The organism is Shewanella zhuhaiensis (assembly GCF_022484835.1).
Lineage (GTDB): Bacteria > Pseudomonadota > Gammaproteobacteria > Enterobacterales > Shewanellaceae > Shewanella > Shewanella khirikhana.
On the sequence record NZ_JAKUDL010000003.1, the window covers coordinates 490,156 to 511,052 of the forward strand.

16 protein-coding genes and 4 tRNA genes are annotated in these 20,897 nt (G+C 53.2%); 7 read left to right on the top strand and 13 right to left on the bottom strand.

Features of this window, described 5'->3' with window-relative positions:
* Positions 1-115: 115 nt before the first annotated feature.
* Positions 116-2,203, bottom strand: a complete 2,088-nt coding sequence (locus tag MJ923_RS11805) for a M13 family metallopeptidase (RefSeq protein WP_240591250.1) — start codon at positions 2,201-2,203, stop codon at positions 116-118.
* Positions 2,204-2,433: 230 nt separating this feature from the next.
* Here MJ923_RS11805 and rsuA point away from each other — a divergent pair, with 230 nt between their 5' ends.
* On the top strand, positions 2,434-3,126 hold the full coding sequence (gene rsuA / locus MJ923_RS11810; protein ID WP_420854448.1) for a 16S rRNA pseudouridine(516) synthase RsuA: 693 nt from the start codon (positions 2,434-2,436) through the stop codon (positions 3,124-3,126).
* Positions 3,127-3,271: 145 nt separating this feature from the next.
* On the opposite strand, the gene MJ923_RS11815 is transcribed toward rsuA, so the two are convergent.
* From MJ923_RS11815 to lhpI, 4 genes are all read right to left on the bottom strand, one after another.
* Positions 3,272-4,201: a DUF4097 family beta strand repeat-containing protein gene (locus MJ923_RS11815; RefSeq protein ID WP_240591252.1), complete on the bottom strand. Its 930-nt coding sequence runs from the start codon at positions 4,199-4,201 to the stop codon at positions 3,272-3,274.
* Positions 4,198-4,755, bottom strand: coding sequence for a hypothetical protein (locus MJ923_RS11820; RefSeq protein WP_240591253.1), 558 nt, complete (start codon positions 4,753-4,755; stop codon positions 4,198-4,200). Before MJ923_RS11820 ends, MJ923_RS11815 begins: the two co-directional genes overlap by 4 nt.
* Positions 4,752-5,315, bottom strand: a complete 564-nt coding sequence (locus MJ923_RS11825) for an RNA polymerase sigma factor (protein WP_240591254.1) — start codon at positions 5,313-5,315, stop codon at positions 4,752-4,754. The genes MJ923_RS11820 and MJ923_RS11825 overlap by 4 nt, the downstream gene beginning before the upstream one ends.
* Positions 5,316-5,425: 110 nt before the next feature.
* A complete protein-coding gene (lhpI, locus tag MJ923_RS11830; protein ID WP_240591255.1) occupies positions 5,426-6,388 on the bottom strand; it encodes a bifunctional Delta(1)-pyrroline-2-carboxylate/Delta(1)-piperideine-2-carboxylate reductase in 963 nt (320 codons plus the stop codon).
* A gap of 300 nt (positions 6,389-6,688) precedes the next feature.
* On the opposite strand from lhpI, the gene MJ923_RS11835 reads away from it, so the two are divergent.
* Complete coding sequence (locus MJ923_RS11835) at positions 6,689-8,554, top strand: methyl-accepting chemotaxis protein (protein ID WP_240591256.1); 1,866 nt, start codon at positions 6,689-6,691, stop codon at positions 8,552-8,554.
* 122 nt (positions 8,555-8,676) lie between these two features.
* Positions 8,677-10,251 (top strand): sensor domain-containing diguanylate cyclase, encoded by a 1,575-nt coding sequence (locus MJ923_RS11840; RefSeq protein ID WP_240591257.1) that lies wholly within the window; start codon positions 8,677-8,679, stop codon positions 10,249-10,251.
* A 626-nt stretch (positions 10,252-10,877) separates the two neighbouring features.
* Here the strand turns inward: MJ923_RS11840 and MJ923_RS11845 are convergent.
* The 6 genes from MJ923_RS11845 to MJ923_RS11870 all read right to left on the bottom strand — a co-directional run bounded on the left by MJ923_RS11845 (position 10,878) and on the right by MJ923_RS11870 (position 14,182).
* Complete coding sequence (locus tag MJ923_RS11845; protein ID WP_240591258.1) at positions 10,878-12,503, bottom strand: methyl-accepting chemotaxis protein; 1,626 nt, start codon at positions 12,501-12,503, stop codon at positions 10,878-10,880.
* Positions 12,504-12,660: 157 nt separating this feature from the next.
* Positions 12,661-12,747: transfer RNA gene (locus MJ923_RS11850), tRNA-Leu, on the bottom strand.
* Positions 12,748-12,777: 30 nt separating this feature from the next.
* Positions 12,778-12,864 (bottom strand) — tRNA-Leu (locus MJ923_RS11855).
* A gap of 37 nt (positions 12,865-12,901) precedes the next feature.
* Positions 12,902-12,988: transfer RNA gene (locus MJ923_RS11860), tRNA-Leu, on the bottom strand.
* Between the two features lie 52 nt (positions 12,989-13,040).
* Positions 13,041-13,116, bottom strand: a tRNA-Phe gene (locus MJ923_RS11865).
* 301 nt (positions 13,117-13,417) lie between these two features.
* The gene (locus MJ923_RS11870; protein WP_126167815.1) at positions 13,418-14,182 is read right to left on the bottom strand and encodes an outer membrane protein assembly factor BamD; all 765 of its coding nucleotides are present in this window, start codon (positions 14,180-14,182) and stop codon (positions 13,418-13,420) included.
* 122 nt (positions 14,183-14,304) lie between these two features.
* On the opposite strand from MJ923_RS11870, the gene rluD reads away from it, so the two are divergent.
* From rluD to clpB, 3 genes are all read left to right on the top strand, one after another.
* A complete protein-coding gene (rluD, locus tag MJ923_RS11875) occupies positions 14,305-15,279 on the top strand; it encodes a 23S rRNA pseudouridine(1911/1915/1917) synthase RluD (RefSeq protein ID WP_126167814.1) in 975 nt (324 codons plus the stop codon).
* A 1-nt stretch (position 15,280) separates the two neighbouring features.
* The gene (pgeF, locus tag MJ923_RS11880; RefSeq protein WP_240591259.1) at positions 15,281-16,147 is read left to right on the top strand and encodes a peptidoglycan editing factor PgeF; all 867 of its coding nucleotides are present in this window, start codon (positions 15,281-15,283) and stop codon (positions 16,145-16,147) included.
* 106 nt (positions 16,148-16,253) lie between these two features.
* A complete protein-coding gene (gene clpB, locus MJ923_RS11885) occupies positions 16,254-18,827 on the top strand; it encodes an ATP-dependent chaperone ClpB (RefSeq protein WP_240591260.1) in 2,574 nt (857 codons plus the stop codon).
* Between the two features lie 120 nt (positions 18,828-18,947).
* Here the strand turns inward: clpB and MJ923_RS11890 are convergent, their stop codons facing one another.
* On the bottom strand, positions 18,948-19,397 hold the full coding sequence (locus tag MJ923_RS11890; protein ID WP_240591261.1) for a DUF4124 domain-containing protein: 450 nt from the start codon (positions 19,395-19,397) through the stop codon (positions 18,948-18,950).
* Between the two features lie 83 nt (positions 19,398-19,480).
* Between MJ923_RS11890 and pssA the strand changes: the two genes are divergently transcribed.
* Positions 19,481-20,344, top strand: coding sequence for a CDP-diacylglycerol--serine O-phosphatidyltransferase (gene pssA / locus MJ923_RS11895; protein WP_240591262.1), 864 nt, complete (start codon positions 19,481-19,483; stop codon positions 20,342-20,344).
* Here the strand turns inward: pssA and MJ923_RS11900 are convergent.
* Complete coding sequence (locus MJ923_RS11900; protein ID WP_240591263.1) at positions 20,335-20,760, bottom strand: hypothetical protein; 426 nt, start codon at positions 20,758-20,760, stop codon at positions 20,335-20,337. The two genes, pssA and MJ923_RS11900, sit on opposite strands and share 10 nt — an antisense overlap.
* Positions 20,761-20,897 lie beyond the last annotated feature (137 nt).

Below are 20,897 nucleotides of genomic sequence, written 5' to 3' on the forward strand. Positions count from 1 at the left end.
ACTCCTTGGAATTAGCCGAGTATAACCATGGCCTGATATAAAAAAAAGGGCGCCCTGAGGCACCCTTGATTTGTATCAGTTTTTACTGATTTTTACCCTTGTGGGCGCGTCTGGATTACCAGATTTTCACGCGCTTTTCAGGGGCCAGATACATGGCGTCGCCTTCTTTCACATCGAAGGTGCTGTAGAACTCAGGCATGTTCGACAGCGCGCCCAGGGCGCGGAACTTGGCCGGTGAGTGCGGGTCGGTGGCCACGCGGTTACGCAATGCTTCTTCTTTCATCTTGGCGCGCCAGATTTGGGCAAAGCCGATGAAGAAGCGCTCGTCGCCGGTCAGACCGTCGATAACCGGCGCTTCTTTGCCGTTGAGTGACATCTTGTAGGCCTTGTAGGCGATGGTCACGCCAGACAGGTCACCGATGTTTTCGCCGAGGGTCAGCTCGCCGTTCACGTGCAGGTCGTCAAACACCTGATAGCCGTTGTACTGCTCAACCAGGGCCTTACCACGGGCAGCAAACTCCTGCAGATCCTGCTCGGTCCACCAGTCACGCAGGTTACCTTCGCCGTCGAACTTGGCACCCTGATCGTCGAAGCCGTGGCCCATTTCGTGGCCGATAACCGCACCGATACCACCGTAGTTCACAGCATCATCGGCTTCCATGTTGAAGAAAGGTGGCTGCAAAATAGCGGCAGGGAACACGATTTCGTTCATGGTTGGGTTGTAGTAGGCGTTCACGGTTTGTGGGGTCATGTGCCACTCGTCGCGATCGATTGGGGCACCCAGCTTGGCCAGCTCTTTTTCATGCTCCTGAGCAGACGCGCGCTTGGCGTTGCCAATCAGGTCATCGGCCTTGATGGTCAGCTTGCTGTAGTCTTCCCACTTGTTGGGGTAGCCAATTTTTGGATTGAACTTGGCCAGCTTGTCTTTGGCGGCTACCTTGGTGTCGGCGCTCATCCAGGACAGCTCTTCAATGCTCTTACCGTAGGCACCGCGCAGGTTTTCAACCAGTTCCTGCATACGGGCTTTGGCTTCTGGTGCGAAGTGACGCTTCACGTACACTTTACCTACCACTTCGCCGAGCATGCCGTTTACTGAGGCAACACCGCGCTTCCAGCGTGGTTGCTGCTCGGCCTGGCCGTTCAGGGTCTTGGAGAAGAACTCAAAGTTTTCTTTGTCCAGCGCTTCGGTGAGGTAACCGGCGGCGTGGGTCAGGGTTTGCCACTGCAGGTAAGTCTTCCAGCTGTCCAGCGACTCACTCTTCACCAGGGCGTTCAGGCCTTCAACAAAGCTTGGCTGGTTGATGATGATGTCGGTTTGCTTGTCGGCACCCAGAGCCGCCAGATACAGGCCCCAGTTGATGTCCGGCGCCAGCTTTGGCAGGTCGGCAACCAGGTACTTGTTGTAGGTCTTGGTGCTGTCGCGAACGTCAACCACGTTCCAGTGGGCGTTGGCGATGGCAGTTTCCAGCTTAAGTACGGTCTCAGCAGCTTCTTTACCGCCGCTCAGGCCAGCCAGTTCGTACATTTTTTCGATGTGAGCCTTGAAGGCGTCACGAATTTTCACGAAGCGCTCGTCTTCGTTGAAGTAGTAATCTTTCTCAGGCAGGCTCAGGCCGTATTGCCAGATGTGAGTGGCATAGCGGCTGGAGTCTTTGGCATCCACACCAATGTAAAATGCCATTGGAGTGCCGCCGCCAACGATTTGGCTGTGGGCGAAAAATTTCACCAGATCGTCAGTGTTGGCAATGCCCTTGATGGCATCCAGCTCTGGCTGAATAGGGGTGATGCCCAGCTTGTTGAGGGTTTCCACATCCATGAAGGAACGGTACAGATCGGCAACTTTCTGCTCGTCTGTGCCTTCTTTCAGGTTCGGGGTTGCAGCTACTTCGTCGATGATGGCTTTTACGTCGTCACGTGACTTTTCACGCAAATCGTAGAAGGCGCCGGTGCTGGTGCGATCGCCCGGGATCTCGGTGTTCTTGTTCCAGGTGCCGTTCACATAGTCGTAGAAGTCATCCTGTGGGCGGACGCTCTTGTCGAAATTGGCAAAATCAATACCTGAGCCCAGGGCTTTGGCTACGGCTTCTGCGGCTGCGGTTTTGGCGACTTCAGGCGCTTTGGTTTCTGCAGCTTTTTCTTGATTGCACGCGGCCAGACCCATGATGAGCGAGGCACACAATCCCCCGATGAGTACTTTTCTCATTGCTTTTCCTTGGTTGTTTCGCCTCCGTTCGATACCTTTTTAAGTATTTCGTCCGGTTAACAGGCGGTTACTGTGCTTGTGTCCGGCCGATATGTTAAGGCTTTTGCAGGAATGTAAACAAGGGCGGGGCAACAATAGTTTGTTAAGGGTTGTAAGCAAAACTGTCGACATTGCCTTTTAGTGTCGCCGCGGCATAATGGCGGCGCAAATTCACTGTGGGATAGATGATTGTGAGACTGGATAAATTTCTGGCGGAAACCACCGACCTTAGCCGTGGTATGGCAAAAAAGGCCATTAGCGGCGGCGATGTTACCTGCAACGGTGAGGTGGTGACGAATCCGGCCTTTAAAGTGCCGGAGGGCGCGCGCGTCTGTCTTGAAGGTGAACACCTTGAGCTGGTGGGCATTCGCTATCTGATGCTGAACAAGCCGGTGGACACCATTTGTTCCACCCAGGATGAATACTATCCGTCGGTGATTTCGCTGCTCGATATTGCCCGTGCCGACAAACTGCACATTGCCGGGCGTCTCGATGCCGATACCACCGGGCTTGTGCTTATTACTGACGATGGTCAGTGGTCGCACAAGATCACCTCCCCAAAGCGCGATTGCGCCAAGCGCTATCGGGTACAACTGGCTGACCCGCTTACTCCGGATTTGATTGATACCTTTGCCGGCGGGCTGCAACTCAATGGTGAAGAGGGGCTGACCAAGCCTGCAGTGCTTGAGATCCTGGCGGACACCGAAGCTCTGCTCGGCATTACCGAAGGCAAGTACCATCAGGTAAAGCGGATGTTTGCTGCGGTGGGAAACAAGGTGGTTGGCCTGCACCGCGAGGCGGTAGGAGCCATCGAGCTTGACCCGGCGCTTGAGCCTGGAGAGTGGCGTTACCTGACCGAGGCCGAAATAGCCTCTGTTAACTAGCGTGTGAAATCGCTTGTGAAGTAGCGCAGCGAACTCGCCTCCAGCCTGCGGTTAACGGCGCCGCTGTTCACGTGCGCCACTTGATGCAAAAGTATAAAAAAGGCCTTCAATGAAGGCCTTTGTTGTTTTTCTCCGAGTGTCTGGCTCATTCCAGCGACAGGGTGCCACTCAGGGTCGAGAGTTCAATCACTCCCTTGCCGTTGCCAAGCTGCATGTTCAGGCTGCTGCCAGCACCATACTTAGACTTCTTGGGTGCTTCGCTGGAAATGCCGTTGCTAATTTTGCCTCCCGGGCCACCATTGATGGCGACGCGAGCGTCGGCATTAGTGAGCAGCTTAATCAGGATATCGCCGCTGACGGACTCCCCCGATACCTTCACATCACCTTTGAGTGCGAGCTCTGCATCGCCACTGACGGCGTTGTACTGCAGCGCGCGGGCATTGGCGAGCCTGGCTTCAGTATCGCCCGATACCTGTTCGATATGCACCACCTGAGCTTCAGTATCGAGCTTGATATCACCGCTCACGGACTTGTAGCTGGCATCCGGGCTGCTGGAGTCCTTGTCCTTGATGGCGCCGGAGACGGTTTCCATGCTCACTTTGCCGCTCAGTCCTGTGGCGTCAATTTCACCGGAAACCGTGTTGAAGTTGACTCTGCCGCCAAGTGCGCCTGCCTTGATGTCGCCGGATACAGTACCAAGATCCAGCTCGCCATTGAGGCCATTAACCTGATAGTCGGCTGACACGCCTTCGGCTTTCAAGGTCAATGCGCTTGGCACCTTAATGACCAGATTTGAGCCCTGATTGTTTTTACCCTGATAGCTTTTGGGCATCTTGTCTTCCAGCAGAATACGGCCGTCCTGGCTTTCAAAAATCAGACCTTTACTGAGTTCGTCCAGGGTGCCCTGCACCTGAATTTTGTTCTGATCCCAGGGGCTTAATTCAACGTTGCCGCGTTGAACCCGGATTTCCAGCACCGACTGGGCACCAAGGTCCAGGCTTTGGTCCACTTTTTCGGCGGCAAATAATGGGCTTGCGAGCAGGCACAGCAGCGACAGTGAATGCAGTGTCTTCATAGGGTGTCTCCTTGTGTGGCGCCGGCTGGCAACCTTTGTCCCTGGGTGAGAAGTTCAATTTCGCGGCGCTGGACCCAGAGCCAGAGCTGCCAAAGTTGTTTGTCATTCGGATTGGCTTTGAGCGAGCCAAGGATTAGCCGCGCGGCCTCCCGAAGCTCTTTAAGCCCGGCATCCACCGGTTCCTGAAAACCCACCCGTTGCCAGCCGTGGTTGGAAGACTCGGCAAGGGAAGCCACTTCCTGGCGATGAGCAAGCTCTATGCTTTCAATCAGCGGCAGCAGGCTGGTATCCACTTCGGGTGCATTGCCATTGGGCGTCAGCGGCATCAGCGGCATCAGCGGTGTCAGGGCCAGCAGCAGCGTTGCAGCCACCGCGGTGGGCACATACCAGGGTAGCCTTGTGGGCCGTGCTTGTTTCCGGTCTTCTTCGGCCCGCGTTGGCTGCGGGCGGTCGAGTCTTGCGGCAATTGCATCCCAGTTAGCCGCGGTCGGCGTCAGCTCCCTGGGGGCATTGGCAATCAGTTGGTCGAGGCGTTTGTCGGCTGCATTGGTCATGACAGCATCTCCTTCATCAGTTCCCGCGCTCTGTGGTAGTGGGCTTTGCTGGTGCCAGCTGAAATACCAAGCACTTTGGCCACTTCCTCGTGGGAGAAGCCTTCAACGGCAAAGAGTACGAATACCAGTCGCGCCCGCTCCGGCAGTCGCAGAATTAAACGGTCGAGCAGAAGATTATCGTCCTGCGACGATGACTGCGGCGCGTCCTGTAACTGCCAGTCGGGGATGAAACGTGCCCAAAAGTTGCGGTGCTGCTTGAGGGTATTCAGCGCCTGATTGAGCGCCAGCGAATAAAACCAGGTGCCAAACTGGCTCTCACCGCGAAACTGCGGCAGCTTGTGCCACAGGCGTACAAAACTTTCCTGCAGAATTTCATCGGCAAGGCTGGGCTCGCCGCCAAGGCGCAGTGCCAGGGCATAAATCCGTTTATGATGCCGTTGATACAGCTGTTCAAAGGCGAGCTTATCGCCGTCAGCGGCCAGCTGGGCCAAATGGCTGTCGCTGACGTCTGCTTGCTGTGTACTGGCTTGCTTGGAGATGGGGAGCACCTTGGGTTCCATCGGTCTTTGTTTGCTATTTAAGACAGATGCCCAAGATAGAAAGGTTTAGTCGGGATGCCAATTTTTTTACATCCCGACGGTTAATTGCAGTCAAACGGATGTGAAAACGCTTATATCGGCTCGCGATTGGTTTGGTTAAGACGCTGATATACAAGCCTTGCTCCGGCCAAATCGGCAAGGGCGGAGCCCACACTTTTAAACAGGGTGATGTCGTCATCCGATTGTCTGCCACCAACTTCGCCGCTGCAAAGCTGTGAAAGTTCGGCCCTGACCGAAGACAGGGCAAAACGCCCTTCGGCTACCGGCAGCAGCAGTTCTCCAGCTTCGTTAAATACATTCAGGCGTGAATCGACGAAAACCTGAGCATTTATCACCAGTTCTGTATCACATTCCCTACAGTTTTTATGGTGATTGCCGACAAAGTCGGTATGGGTACCTGGCGTGACCAAGGCGCCGCTGAAAAGCGGCTCCGGGCTGCCGGTGGCACAGCTGATGATATCGGCCCAGGGTACATCCTGTTCAAGGGTCTGGCTGATGGTCACTGTCATATCTGGCCTTGCCACCTGAATTTGCCGGCACACCTGCTCGCATTTGGCAGAGTTTCGCCCCCACACTCTGATCTCACGGATGGGTCTGACACTGGCATGCGCCAGGGCCATGAAAGGCGCCAGATTCCCCGTGCCCATCACCAGCAGCCGGGAGCTGTCCTTTCGAGCCAGGTAATCGGCCGCCAGCGCTGAAACCGCCGCGGTGCGCCAGTAGGTAACACTGGTGCCATCCACCAATGCCTGCGGAGCACCGGTTTGACGATCGAACAATAGAATTTGCGAGTAAAGGCTCTGAAACCCAGGATTTTTGGCAGGATTATCAGGAAGGTAAGTAAAGGCTTTCACGCCTATGCTGTCGTCGTCCCAGGCTGGCAGAACCGCAAAGGCGTCGTGGCTGTCGGCGGCCAGCGGGTAAACCTGCCGCTGTGGAATGGAAGACGGGCGGGCAAATTGTTGCCGCAGGGCAGCAATCAGGGCATCAAAAGTCAGTGACTGATGCACCTGGTGGGCGTTGATAACGTTCATGGGCAGCACCTGTGTGGGCACGTAAAGCAAAACGTGCAGAGAAGAATTTTGGAATATTGTATGCAATATTGCTTGGCGCTGTAAATGTGCTCTTTTGCCGTGCTGGTGTGAATGCTGGCCTGGTTAGTGTGTATCTGTAAAATCTACAGTAATTGAATAATTTAATGGTAAAAATTGCTTTTCATTTGCAAAATTGCAACAGAAAATATTGGTGACATTTTTGTGACAGGGATGCGTCCGTATACCAATTTCGAACTTAGGGTCTACAGTTAATAAGAGCGGGCAACCGGGGAGAGTAACATGCTCATTCGTCAAAAATTAATGCTCAGTGCAGCCCTGTCTATCGGTGCACTGGTCGCCATGTTTGGCCTTCAGCTCTACTCGGGGAAAACTCAGGTGGAATTAGCCCTTGCCGCCCAAACCGTGGTGGAGCTTGAACGGGATATGCTGGAGCTGAGAAAGGATGAAAAAGACTTTCTCGACCGCAAAGAAATGGAGTACGTGGCTGACCATAAAAAGCACGCTGATGCCTTGCTGACCAAGCTGGTCTACATCCAGCAAGTGTTTGCCGAATATGAGATCCCCCCGACGGCGCTTAACCGCTTTGAAGTGCTGGTGAATCAGTATCTGGCTTTGTTTGCCGATGTTGTGGTGCTTGAGCAGCAAATTGGCCTGAATCCAAAAGCCGGGCTGTACGGGGCACTGCGCGATGCAGTGCATAACGTCGAAACCCTGCTTAAGCAATACGATCAGGCCGAGATTGCGGTGCAAATGCTGCAACTGCGTCGCAATGAAAAAGACTTTATGCTTCGCCGTGACGCCAGCTACATGGATAAGTTTCAGAAGACGCTGGGGAATTTCAACTCAGTGCTGGACAACGCCGATCTGGACGAGTCAGTGAAAGTGCAGGTTCGTCAGTTGATGGCGGATTATAAAAAGAACTTCGAAGCCTTGGTGAATAAAGAGAAAGAGTTTGGCTTGGCTAAAGAGGAAGGCAAGCTCGGTGAACTGCGCAAAGTGGTGGGTGAAATCGACCTGATGACACTCGAGCTGCGTGAGCTGGCACTGGCCGAGATCCACGACGAAGAGTCAGACAGTGTCTTTATGGCCACCACCCTGTTTGCGGTGATTGCCGCGCTGGTGGCCATTGTGACCCTGATGATCATTCGCGCCATTATTCGCCCCATCAACAATATTAACCAGGTGATTTCCCAGGTGGGACGTGAAAAGGATTTGACCCTCAGATGCGATACCACCAGTGAAGATGAGATTGCTGAAGTTGGCTTGCACTTTAATCAGATGGTGGAAAGTTTCCAGGCACTGATCCAACAAGTGAATGAAGCCGTTGCTGTGATGCACGAGTCGTGCAGCGAGCTGTCTGAAAACGCCACCCGCACCTCTGATGGCGTGATGCGCCAACTTAACGAAACCGATATGGTCGCCACCGCCATTACTGAAATGGGCGCCACCATCGATGAGATTGCCAAGAACACCGAACTTGCCGCCGAGCGCGCCAATCAAACCCACACCAATGCCCAGAATGGTCAGTTGGGCGTGGAGCAGACCATCGAAAAAATCCAGTCGCTGGCACAGCAGCTCAACAGCTCTGCCACTGTGGTTTCTGAACTTGAGCGCGACAGCGGCACCATCGGCAGTGTGTTGGATGTTATTCGTGGTATTGCCGAGCAAACCAACCTGCTGGCGCTGAACGCCGCTATCGAAGCGGCCCGTGCCGGTGAGCAGGGGCGGGGTTTTGCGGTGGTGGCCGACGAGGTTCGCTCTCTGGCCATGCGTACCCAGGAGTCCACCGAAGAGATTGCCGGCATTATTCAAACCCTGCAAAGCCGTACCCGCTCCATTGTGCAACTGATGGAAGCCAGTCAGCGTCAAGGCGGTGAAAGTGCCGAGCAAGCGGCCAGTGCCGGTACCTTGCTGGCGCAGATCAATGCCGATGTCACCAACATTATGGACATGAGCACCCAGATTGCCGCTGCCATTGAAGAGCAAAGCTCGGTGGCCGCCGAGGTGAACAAGAACGTGGTGATCATCCGTGACATCGCCGATGAGTCTTCCCATGCCGCGCTGGCCAATGCCAAGGCATCGGACGATGTGCGTGAGCGGGCGGAGTACCTCAAAAACGCCGTGAGTCAGTTCAGGATTGTGTAGCGATTCAATATCGCCTAGATCTTGAAAAGTCATATAAAAGCCGCCATTGAGCGGCTTTTATTTTTTCAGCAAATTCTGTGTCGCTGGCTAAGCTTAAAGTATGAATGGCTGGGGCTGGGACTATGAGGCTAAATCACTTTACCTTGCTGCTTGGCGGTGGACTCACCCTAATAGCGTTTGTGACTTCCTTTCTGCTCTATGGCCTGTTTCTGCGGCCAAGTCTGTTGCATGAACTAAAAGATCAGCAAGTAATGGAAGTTCGCGCCTTGCAGGCTGGGATGGATTTCTTTCGTCAGCCACTGACCACCTTCAGTTTCGATTATGCCGTGTGGGACGAAATGGTAGAATTTGCCAAGAGTCCTACCGATGAGTTTGTCGAATCCAATCTGTATGACGAGGCCTTTGTAGCCGCTGATATGGACGGCGCCTTCCTGTTTGATACCAAAGGCAAACTGATCTGGGCCTATCAATCTCAGCCCGGACTGCTGCCGGAGGACATTCAGAATCAACCCATTTGGTTTGGCCGGGTGCTGCCGGGGGAGGATGAGCTTGCCAACGACAGACCAAGCAGTCGTTCAGGGATCCTGAGGCACGGCGCCAAGGTGATGTTTTTCAGTAACAGTACAGTGTTGCCAAGTAAGGGCGTGGGCAAGATTGTCGGCAGCTTTATGGTGGTACGCATAGTGGATGTGGCTCTGACCGAGAAGCTTAAGCAGCTTACGCTGGTAGAATCCAGCATGGCACTGGCGAACCCCAGGCTTCACGGCAGTTTGCCTACCCTGCAAGGTCTAATCACTATCCAGGATGTGCTGCAAACTCATCAGTGGCTTTTGGAAGATGTGTTCCAGTCTCCCGCGTTGGTACTTACCGTCAGGCATCAAAAGGGCGAGCTACCGTCCTTTATTTCCCGTGAGTCTGGGCTGATATTCATTACCTTTATGGTGGTACTGCTGATTGGTACTGTGCCAATTTCGCTGCTGGTGTTAACGCCCCTTGGCAACATCAATCGGGTGCTGATGAAGATGACTACCAGAGGGCGGATGATAAAGATAAATCAACGCTTCTTTTTGGATGAGCTCGACAGATTGACATCGTCTTTCAACCAGCTTGCCGAAATGCTGGAGCGGCACCAAAACTACCTTGAATCCTTGTCACTGAAAGATCCACTCACAGGTATTGCCAACCGCCGTGGGCTTGAAGCATTTGCCGAACGGGCTCATAAGGAGTGGCGGGAAGGTAAGGGGGCGTTGGGCTTTTTAATGGTTGATGTGGATGAATTTAAAAAGTTCAACGACACCCAGGGCCACAGTGCCGGCGATAAAGCACTGCTCGCGATCGCTCAGGCGCTGCTGATTGAATGTCGCCGCCGCGGTGAACTGGTTACCCGTTTTGGCGGTGAAGAATTTTGTGTGGTTGTTCATGGTGATAATGTTACCCAAATTGAACGTCTGGCCGAGCGGATGTTGGTGCGGATCCGCTCCATGGCTATTCTTCATCCGGCAGGGCAATTTGGCTGCGTCACCATCAGTATCGGTGGCATTCTGTTTGAGCGGTATGACAGACAGTTTGATGATACTTCTTGGCAGGATATGTTGGTGATGGCCGATAAGCAGCTGTATCTGGCGAAGTCTGAGGGCAGGAACCGCGTGTGTCTGCGCTTTATGCAGGCGGCCAAGTTGGTGAAAACTGTTGGTTGATGCGGGACCTGCTGCTTTGAGTGCCTGACGTTTTGAGAGCCCAAGTGCGATAGCTTGCTTTTGCTCGCTTTCCTTTCTCGTTTAGTATCCTTGTATCTCTCCTTACATTACTCATATTGTTGACCACAGTTGATATCGGCTGCGGTGCACATCAGCTCATTTAAAACATCTGGAATAGCGTTCAGGGCGCCTCTGGTTACAGGTGTCCTGAACCTCGGAGAATGGCCCGAGAGGTAAGTGGCCGTGCTGAGTTGATTTACACCCCGCCAGACTTTGGAAAACGCGCCGGCAGAGAGCTGAATGCGTATCCCAAAACGCGGCATACAGGCTACGAGGTGACCAATCGACATGGCAAGTAAGCCGCGTGGTCACTAATCGACGTGGCAAATAAGCGCTGAGGCAAATAAGTGCGAGACTGAGGAGCGGTAAATAAACACCTGATGAGAGTCATTTCTTACTGGTGCAAATAAAAAGACCGCCGTGGCGGTCATTTTAAAGGGGGGACTTAGGTTACTTATTGCTGCCCATTCGCTCACGCTGGGTGTCCGGTCTTTGCGGTTACAGCAGCAAAGGCAACAGCAGTAGAAGCCGCGGCTAATCCGCTACAGCCGAGCAATCCCGGCGGCTTACAGGGTGAAGGTACCCACCTGTTTGCGCATTTGTCCTGCCAGGCTTGCAAGCTTCGCCACTGCATTGGTCATATCGTTTGAAGCCTGGGTTGAGGTCTGGGCGATATCACTGATGGCGATAATGCTGCGGTTGATACTCTCTGCCACGCTGCTCTGTTCCTCCGCCGCCGTCGCGATATGGGTGTTGAGCTGGGTGATGCTATCTACTGCGGTGACGATTTCCCTGAGGGCAACGCCAGCTTCATTGGTACTGCGGTTGGCTTCATCTACCTGATTTATCCCTTGCTCCATGGAGCTGACGGCACTTTTAACCCCTTGTTGCAGTGACTCAATCATCGACTCAATTTCCTGAGTCGATTCACTGGTGCGCTGGGCCAGGGTTCGCACTTCATCCGCTACCACCGCAAAACCGCGTCCCTGCTCACCGGCACGGGCTGCTTCGATTGCGGCATTCAGCGCCAGCAGGTTAGTTTGCTCGGCGATACTCTTAATCACATCCAGCACCCGACCAATGTTCTGGCTCTCGGTTGCGAGCTGGCCAATCACTGAGGCTGTGCTTTGGATTTGATTGGCCAGTGCCGACATGCTGGAAATGGACTGCTGGACAATATTGTCGCCTTTGGTCGCACTGTCGTCAGCGCTTTTGGCCGATTGAGCGGCTGAGTTACTGCTTTGGGCAACCTCGGCCACGGTTGCTGTCATTTGATTCATGGCAGTTGCAGTCTGCTCGGTTTCCGACTGCTGCTGATACATGCGTTCGTTGGCTTGCTGGGTAAATTCATTCAACTCATCAGCGGCATCACCCAGGGTGCCTGCAGCGTCGGCAATACTCTTTAAAATGCCCTGCAGATGCTCCACCACGCCGTTAAGATCTTTGCTGATGTGTCCAAGCTCGTCTTCATGGAATACGTCAAAGCTGACTGTCATGTCGGATTGCTCGCGGATAAGCCTGAGCTTTCGACGTATTTCGGTTACCGGCAGCATTACCCCGCGGTTGACCCAATAGCCGAATAGTGAGGTGACCACCACCGCGAATACTGCCAAAACGGAGAACCAGACAACAGAGCTTGAGTGGAGCGACTCTACCTTGGCACGCTCTTCACCGGCTATCTTGATTTGCAAAGTAACCAGTTCGGCGATTTTGCCGCTGATGGGGTCTATCACATTGTAAAGCGGCATGATGTCGTTTGAGAGTTGGCCGCTGATATTACCGGAAAGGCCGTTCAGCTTATTCTGTAACTTGCCAATTTGCTCGTTGGCCGGGCCAAACAGCCCCTCGGCTTCACTGGCGAGTGCTCTTTCTTCGTCTGTCAGTTCGGTGGCCATGTATTTGCGCCAGCGCTTGTCGATGCTCTGGCTGGCATCTACCAGGCCACTTCTTGCTTCTTCCGCGCTGAAGCCGCCGGCATTGGCCTTGTTGATGGCATCAATAACAAATACTGCATAGTCATCGCCAATCAGTTTGAGATCTTCCAGAGGTACCACACGATCGTTATAGATGCTGAGCACGCCATCTTCGATTTTCGACATGATGGTCAGCGACGCGCCGCACAATATGATCAGTAAGGACACGGGAAGAAAGAAGCCAAGCAGCATTTTGTGCTTGATCTGCAACTGGTTCATCACACACCCCCAAACAGGGAAATGACGCTTCCTTGATGGTGGCTCAGTCATGCCTTTGGTTGAGCCATAACTATAGGTATAGCAAAAGGAGGGGTAATTCGGGGGAGAAGGGGAATTTCAGGCACAAAAAAACCTCGCCTGAGCGAGGTTAATTTGTTGGTACAGGTGAGAAGACTTGAACTTCCACGCTCGTAAGAGCACCAGCACCTGAAGCTGGCGTGTCTACCAATTCCACCACACCTGCACTGTATTGTTAAAGACTCTTTGTGTTAATTGGTACAGGTGAGAAGACTTGAACTTCCACGCCCGTAAGGGCACCAGCACCTGAAGCTGGCGTGTCTACCAATTCCACCACACCTGCACAATGAGTCTTTGTACAGCTAACTATAATCGCAAAGTGGTACAGGTGAGAAGACTTGAACTTCCACGCCCGTAAGGGCACCAGCACCTGAAGCTGGCGTGTCTACCAATTCCACCACACCTGCACTGTACTTCTTTGCAATTTTTCTCAGTCGCCTGAGCACCTTAAGTTGAAGGTGGTGCCCGAACCCGGAATCGAACCAGGGACACGCGGATTTTCAATCCGCTGCTCTACCAACTGAGCTATTCGGGCGACGGGGTGCATTAAATAGCTTTTGGGGTTTTGAGTCAACTCTTTTCTTAGGAATATTTCAAAAATATGTGTGTTTGGATAAGTTTTGCCCAAAACCGCCTGAAAGCGGTGTTTTTGTGTATTTTTCTTGTGCAACCCGGTTGGGTTCGCCGTTTTTAAGAAGGGTTTTTGCCGGACGGCAATTTGGCTGTAGCGCCCATGTAGAAAGCGAAAAGGAAAATCAAAGCGTAGATTTTCAGGCTTGGGTGGGTAAAAAAACAACGCCCGGCGATTTGCCGGGCGTTATAAAAGGGAGGAATGCTCAGTCTTGCAGCATTTCGTTGTTGGGATAATTCTCCCGCATCACCATCAGTACGTGGGATTTAAGCTGTTCTTGGCCCAGCTCATCATAAGCTTCGGCCATGATTTCCAGCGCCCGTTCAGTAGAAGGGGTACCCGGGAAGGACTCCATCACAGATTGAGCACGCACAGCGGCGGCACTCCAGGCGTTCATCTTTACATAGTATTCGGCTACCTGAATGGAGTAGCGTGCCAGACGATTCTTCAAATATTGCATCCGCTGACGGGCATCGGCGGCATACTTGCTGTTGGGGAAGGTCTTCAGCAGCCGGTCGAAATCCTTGAAGGCATCCATGGCGTTCTTGGGATCCCTGTCGGTACGGTCGATGTTCATCATCTCGTGGAACAGATAGCTGTCGGCCTGCATGTTTACCAGACCCCGCATATATTGCACATAGTCAACATCGGGGTGGGTGGGGTTCAAACGCAGGAAGCGGTCGATGTTGGCAATCGCCTGTGGCGTATCGTCCAACTTATAGTAGGCGTAGATCAGATCCAGTTGCACCTGAGTCTTGTGCGGGCCAAAGGGAAAACGGGAATCCAGGGCCTCCAGGCTCTTGACTGCTTTGGAGAAATTACCCAGCTCCATGGAGGTTCGGGCCTGGGCATAAAGCGCGTCAGGCGACTTCTGGCTCAGTACAACATCTTCCTGACTACCCGAGCTGCTACAAGCGCTCAGAACCAGGGCTAACAAGGCAACGGCCGAGCCTTTGGCAAATTTTGACATACGCGAATTCAATTCTTTTGAAGTTGTAGTTAAGAATTCTTCCATTTCACGATAAAATGGAGAACATCCGATTGTAACAGATAGCACACCAATTTGGACCCCAATGCAGGGGTACGGTTCCCATGACCCAAGAGATTAATCTAAAAAGCGAGATTTCAGCAACACAAACGGGGCTGAGACTCGATCAGGCCGTCGCGGAATTATTTCCCGACTATTCACGCACCCGCATCAAGGAGTGGATCCTGGCGGGCAACGTCTATATAGATGGCGTTGCCGTGACCAAGCCCCGTGAAAAGGTGCTGGAATCCCAGGTGATCGAAATCGAAGCCTTCCTCGAAGAAGAGGTTGTGGCTGAGGCTCAGGCCATCGATTTGGATATCGTCTATGAAGATGATGACATTCTGGTGATTAATAAGCAGGCGGGCCTGGTGGTTCACCCGGGGGCTGGCAATGCCGATGGCACCCTGATGAATGCACTCTTGCACCATTGCCCCGAAATCGAGCATGTGCCCAGAGCCGGTATCATCCATCGTCTGGATAAAGACACTACAGGTTTGATGGTGGTGGCCAAAACCGTCGAGGCCCAGACTCATCTGGTGGCCGCATTGCAAGCCCGTGAAATCACCCGTGAGTACGAAGCCATAGTGCTTGGCACCATGACCGCTGGCGGCACAGTCGATGCGCCTATCGGCCGTCACCCGACCAAGCGTACCCATATGGCGGTGCATCACAGTGGTCGTCCTTCGGTGACTCACTACCGGGTGGCAGAAAAATTCCGTGCCCACACCCGCTTGCGCCTGCGTCTGGAAACAGGCCGTACCCACCAAATTCGTGTCCACATGGCCCATATTGGTCATGTACTGGTGGGCGACCCTGTATATGGTGGCCGTCCAAAACCACCAAAAAATGCCAGCCCGGAGTTTTTTGAAATCCTGAAAGCCTTCACCCGCCAGGCGCTGCACGCGGTAAGGCTGGAGCTTGCGCACCCGGTCACCATGGAAATTATGACCTTTAATGCGCCTATTCCTGAGGATATGGTGCAGTTGACCAAGGCGCTTCGCAAAGACACCGAAGCCAACCCGCAGGATCACCTGTAGCATGCCCATCGGCGACTGGCTCATCCCTCAGGGGGTACAGCTGGCGTTTACCACCCGTAACGGTGGTGTAAGCCAGGCTCCGTACAGCAGCCTCAATTTGGGGCTGCATGTGGGGGATGATGCCGGCTGCGTGCTTAAAAACCGTGACATCCTGTTTGATAAACTTGGGTTGAAATCTCAGCCAGTGTGGCTCAATCAGGTGCATGGCATAGAGGTGCACGAGGTGCATGAGGTGCGTGAGGTGCATGAGATGCATGAGATGCATGAGATGCATGAGATGCATGAGATGCATGAGATGCATGAGATCAGTTGCGATGTGCTGACTGCCTTGTCATCAGCAACTGACTCTACTCACGCAGACACTCAAGTCGATGTTCAGGCTGATGTTATTGATGCCGATGCCAGTTATAGCCGGGTGCCTGGCGCCGTCTGTGTGGTGATGACTGCCGATTGTCTGCCGGTGCTGTTTGCCTCCAAAGATGGCCGCGAAGTAGCAGCTGCGCACGCAGGCTGGCGAGGCCTGTGTGACGGTGTGCTTGAAGCCACGTTGGCAAAGTTTGAATCACCCACAACAGAGATATACGCCTATCTTGGTCCTGCAATAGGACCAAAAGCCTTTGAAGTGGGCGCTGAGGTTCGCGCGGCTTTTATAGCGCAGGATGCCGACGCCGAAAGCTGCTTTGAAGACATTGGCGGCGGAAAGTTCCTGGCCGATATTTTTGCCCTAGCCCGCCAGCGTCTTGGCCGTGCAGGTATTAAACACTGTTTTGGCGATAATATTTGTACCTACTCCAACCCTGCTGACTATTTTTCTTATCGCCGCGATCGGGTAACTGGCCGCATGGCTGCGCTTATCTGGCGAGATTGATTCACTTTTTTGCAGTGGGTGAATTTTGCCCACTTGAAAAATCCCCATTCAGCCCCATCTTTTAGCTAACCCAGGAATTCCTGCAGTTCGTGTTTCAGGAGGCTGTATGCGACTCGATCGTATGACCAACAAATTCCAGATAGCTATATCCGATGCGCAGTCTCTGGCGCTTGGCAGAGATCATCAATTTATCGAACCCGTTCACCTGATGATGGCATTGCTGAATCAGGATGGCGGCTCTATTCATCCTTTGTTAACTCAGGCTGGCATTCGGGTGAGTAACCTGCGCTCGCTGCTGTCTCAGGAGCTTGAGCGTCAACCTCAGGTGGAAGGTACCGGCGGCGATGTGCAGTTGTCGCAGGCGCTCATTCGTTTGCTTAACCTGTGCGACAAGCTGTCGCAAAAGCGTAAAGACAAGTACATCTCCAGCGAGCTGTTTGTGCTGGCGGCGCTGGAAGGTAACGACACCCTGGCGCAAATCCTCAAGCAGGCTGGTGCCACTAAAGAGCGGCTGGAGCAAACCATTGAGGATATCCGTGCCGGCCAGAAGGTGGACGACCCCAACGCCGAAGATAATCGTCAGGCACTGAAAAAGTACACGGTCGACCTGACCGAGCGCGCCGAGCAGGGCAAGCTTGACCCCGTGATTGGTCGCGACGATGAAATCCGCCGCACCATTCAGGTATTGCAGCGCCGCAGTAAAAATAACCCCGTGCTCATCGGTGAACCCGGTGTGGGTAAAACCGCCATCGTCGAAGGGCTTGCCCAGCGTATCGTCAATGGCGAAGTGCCTGAGGGCATCAAGAATAAGCGGGTGTTATCGCTGGATATGGGCGCGCTGGTGGCCGGTGCCAAGTATCGCGGTGAGTTTGAAGAGCGCTTGAAAGCCGTGCTCAATGAGCTTGCCCAGGAAGAAGGCCAGGTTATTCTCTTTATCGATGAGCTGCACACCATGGTGGGCGCCGGTAAGAGCGATGGCGCCATGGATGCTGGTAATATGCTTAAGCCTGCGCTGGCCCGCGGCGAGCTGCACTGTGTTGGCGCTACGACTCTGGATGAGTACCGTCAGTATGTGGAAAAAGATGCCGCCCTTGAGCGCCGTTTCCAAAAAGTGCTGGTGGACGAACCCACAGTAGAAGACACCATCGCGATTTTGCGTGGTCTGAAAGAACGCTACGAGCTGCACCACCATGTGGAAATTACCGATCCGGCCATTGTTGCGGCGGCAAGCATGTCGCACCGTTATGTATCGGATCGTAAGTTGCCCGATAAGGCTATCGACCTGATTGATGAAGCAGCCTCCAGCATTCGGATGCAGATTGACTCCAAACCCGAGTCACTTGACCGCCTTGAGCGCCGCGCTATTCAGCTCAAGCTGGAAGAGCAGGCGCTGGCGAAAGAAAACGATGAAGCCAGTCGCAAACGTCTGGAGCATTTGCGTCATGAGCTGAAAGACGTTGAAGCCAAGGCCAATGAACTCAACGAAATCTGGCGTACCGAGAAAGCAGCTTTGGCTGGCACTCAGCATATTAAAGCCGATTTAGAGCAGGCGCGGATGGATCTGGAAGTGGCCCGCCGGGCCGGGGATCTGACCCGTATGTCTGAGCTGCAATATGGCCGCATACCCGAGCTTGAAAAGCAGCTCGATTTGGCCGCCCAGGCGGAAATGCAGGACATGAAGCTGCTGCGCAACAAGGTTACCGATGTGGAAATTGCCGAGGTGTTGTCCAAGGCAACCGGTATTCCTGTGGCCAAGATGCTTGAAGGCGAACGTGAAAAGCTGCTGCAAATGGAGCATGCGCTCCATGAGCGGGTGATTGGTCAGAACGAGGCGGTGGATGCGGTGGCCAATGCCATTCGCAGAAGTCGCGCGGGCCTTGCCGATCCTAACCGCCCCATCGGCTCATTCCTGTTCCTTGGTCCGACCGGGGTGGGTAAAACTGAGCTGTGTAAATCGCTGGCAAAATTCCTGTTCGACACCGAATCGGCGTTGGTGCGCATCGATATGTCGGAATTTATGGAGAAGCACTCGGTTTCCCGTTTGGTGGGGGCGCCTCCTGGCTATGTGGGTTACGAAGAGGGCGGTTACCTTACCGAGGCCGTGCGCCGCAAGCCTTATTCGGTCATTCTGCTCGATGAGGTTGAAAAAGCGCATCCCGACGTGTTCAACATTCTTTTGCAGGTGCTGGATGATGGTCGCCTGACCGATGGCCAGGGGCGTACTGTGGATTTTCGTAACACAGTCGTGATCATGACCTCGAACCTTGGCTCCGACATTATTCAGGAACGTTTCGGTACCCTGGATTATGCCCAGATGAAGCAAGAGGTTATGAATGTAGTGGTACACAGTTTCCGGCCGGAGTTTTTAAACCGGATTGACGAGACTGTGGTGTTCCATCCTCTGGATGCCGAGCACATTAAAAACATTGCCTCCATCCAAATCGAGTCGCTGCGTAAGCGTCTGGCCGAGCGTGAGTTTGAACTTGAACTCAGTGATGAGGCGCTGGCCTTTATTGCCAGAGCCGGCTTTGACCCTGTTTATGGTGCGCGGCCGCTGAAACGGGCGCTGCAACAAGAGGTGGAAAATCCACTGGCGCAGAAACTGCTGCGGGGTGAGTTTATCCCCGGTAAGCCGATCCGGGTCGACTGCCAGGATGCAGAGTTGATATTTGCTCAGTGACTAAGACGGGCCTGAAGCTGAAGCTTAGGCATTCGGCGAGCGATAAGTTGATGCAGTAAAAAAGGGAGCCAATCGGCTCCCTTTCTTTTTTTTATCATCAGATGCTGGATGGTCCTTGGGTTACTTGTCCTTACAGAACAGTTCAACCCGTTTCTTTGAGTCGGCGAGGGCGGCTTCACGGTCATCATCAGACATCACCACAGGTTCATTGGTGGTCGGATCGGTTTTGGTTACCCGGTTGAAATTGGAGAGCACTTCAAGATTCTGTTTAGCTTGCTCACAGATGGCATCTGCCTGCTGGGCGTTTTGCTGACGAATAAGGTCAGCATTCTTTTGCTCTTCACTTGCCTCGGCATCCTGCTTGGTAGTCACCTTGGGGGAGTCAAAGCCAATCCGTTTGGGTTCAATTTTTTTGGCATCCAGGGTTTGCGCCTGAGCATCTTCTGCTGGGGGCTGCTCGCTGTAGTGGGTGACGCCATTCTTATCGACCCACTTATATATAGTGGACGCACCGGCCATGCCACTTGTCAGCAGCAGTGACACCAATAACACCTGGTATCTGGTTCCCATATAACCTGTCTCCAAAAGCGCTCGCCAGAGGCGGGCGAAAGTGTGATATCTTGGTAAGGATGTTAATCAATGATACTCAGTGTATGCAAAATATTGACAAGCCAACAGTAAAAAATCGCGGTATCTATTTGCTGCCGAACCTGTTTACCACTGCGGGGCTGTTTTCCGGCTTCTATGCGGTGATTGCTTCCATGAATGGTCAATTCGAATCGGCAGCGATTGCAGTATTCGTTGCCATGCTGTGCGATGGGTTGGATGGCCGGGTGGCAAGATTGACCAATACCCAGAGCGAATTTGGCGCCGAATATGACAGCATGGCGGATATGGTGTCATTCGGGATGGCACCGGCACTGATTGCTTATAACTGGGCTTTGTCAGATCTTGGCAAAATTGGCTGGCTGGCGGCGTTTGTTTATTGTGCCGGCGCCGCGCTGAGATTAGCTAGATTCAACACCCAAGTAGGTGTCGCCGATAAGCGCTGGTTCCAGGGGCTGGCGAGTCCTGCGGCCGCTGCCGTGATTGCTGGCACCGTCTGGCTTGGCAATCAGTATCATATTGATGCAGGTTCGGTGAGTTATCTGTTTGCTGCCGTCACTATCTGTACCGGTCTTTTGATGGTCAGTAACTTCCGCTATCACTCATTTAAAGAAGTCGACTGGCGCGGCAAGGTCAACTTTATCGTAATCTTGCTGGTTGTTGGTGTGTTCGTGGTTATCTCGGTCGAGCCAGCACTTATCCTCTGCCTGGGGTTTTATCTTTATGCACTGTCAGGGCCGGTTATTACTATTCGCTCCGTCAGGAAGCTGAAGGTTTCCCATGTGGTTGGTGATGATGAAGAAGATATCGACCAGGAAACACCGAAAAAGCCCGCGCAGGAGATGGATAACCAAAGCCAGACGCCTCAGCCAAATCAGCAGTCGAACTCGGATGACCCGCATCAGCCATGAGTCCGGCAGCATATAAGCGCTAGTGCTGATAAACGCTGGTAAAGCCACAACTCAAACCCAAACGCCGCATTGCGGCGTTTTTTATTTGGAAAAGTCGCCTGAAACTGACCATACTTTGATCCCTTCGGCGTTGTTTTGCTCGGGGCGGTGAAAACTTGTTCGCTTGAGCGTTTGGGTGCGAAAAAAACCTTGCGCAAAAGTTTGGGGTCCCTATAATGCGCATCCACTGACACGGCAAGCGGCGCTAAGCGTAGCGGGTTGTGAAGGTGGTTGAGATGAGCGAAAGCGAGTTTCAACAGCGCGAAAAGAAAGTTTGCAAAAACTGCTTGACGCGAAAACAGGAAAGCGTAGAATACGCAGCCCTGACCCGGTGAGCCCAGCGCGACCGGATGTTCTTTAAAAATCAGATAAGACAAGCAAATCTGTGTGGATACTCGCAGGTTGATGAAGTCGACAAAACGATTTTATCAATGAAGGAGTTTTCATGCAGAGCATGACAGCAGAAATTCATTGAGACCAAAACTTTAATTGAAGAGTTTGATCATGGCTCAGA

Coding starts and splice junctions, on each gene's coding strand:
- MJ923_RS11805 (WP_240591250.1), bottom strand. CDS start 2,203: ATGAGAAAAGTACTCATCGGGGGATTGTGTGCCTCGCTCATCATGGGT.
- MJ923_RS11815 (WP_240591252.1), bottom strand. CDS start 4,201: ATGAAGACACTGCATTCACTGTCGCTGCTGTGCCTGCTCGCAAGCCCA.
- MJ923_RS11820 (WP_240591253.1), bottom strand. CDS start 4,755: ATGACCAATGCAGCCGACAAACGCCTCGACCAACTGATTGCCAATGCC.
- MJ923_RS11825 (WP_240591254.1), bottom strand. CDS start 5,315: ATGGAACCCAAGGTGCTCCCCATCTCCAAGCAAGCCAGTACACAGCAA.
- lhpI (WP_240591255.1), bottom strand. CDS start 6,388: ATGAACGTTATCAACGCCCACCAGGTGCATCAGTCACTGACTTTTGAT.
- MJ923_RS11835 (WP_240591256.1), top strand. CDS start 6,689: ATGCTCATTCGTCAAAAATTAATGCTCAGTGCAGCCCTGTCTATCGGT.
- MJ923_RS11840 (WP_240591257.1), top strand. CDS start 8,677: ATGAGGCTAAATCACTTTACCTTGCTGCTTGGCGGTGGACTCACCCTA.
- MJ923_RS11845 (WP_240591258.1), bottom strand. CDS start 12,503: ATGAACCAGTTGCAGATCAAGCACAAAATGCTGCTTGGCTTCTTTCTT.
- MJ923_RS11870 (WP_126167815.1), bottom strand. CDS start 14,182: ATGTCAAAATTTGCCAAAGGCTCGGCCGTTGCCTTGTTAGCCCTGGTT.
- rluD (WP_126167814.1), top strand. CDS start 14,305: ATGACCCAAGAGATTAATCTAAAAAGCGAGATTTCAGCAACACAAACG.
- pgeF (WP_240591259.1), top strand. CDS start 15,281: ATGCCCATCGGCGACTGGCTCATCCCTCAGGGGGTACAGCTGGCGTTT.
- clpB (WP_240591260.1), top strand. CDS start 16,254: ATGCGACTCGATCGTATGACCAACAAATTCCAGATAGCTATATCCGAT.
- MJ923_RS11890 (WP_240591261.1), bottom strand. CDS start 19,397: ATGGGAACCAGATACCAGGTGTTATTGGTGTCACTGCTGCTGACAAGT.
- pssA (WP_240591262.1), top strand. CDS start 19,481: ATGCAAAATATTGACAAGCCAACAGTAAAAAATCGCGGTATCTATTTG.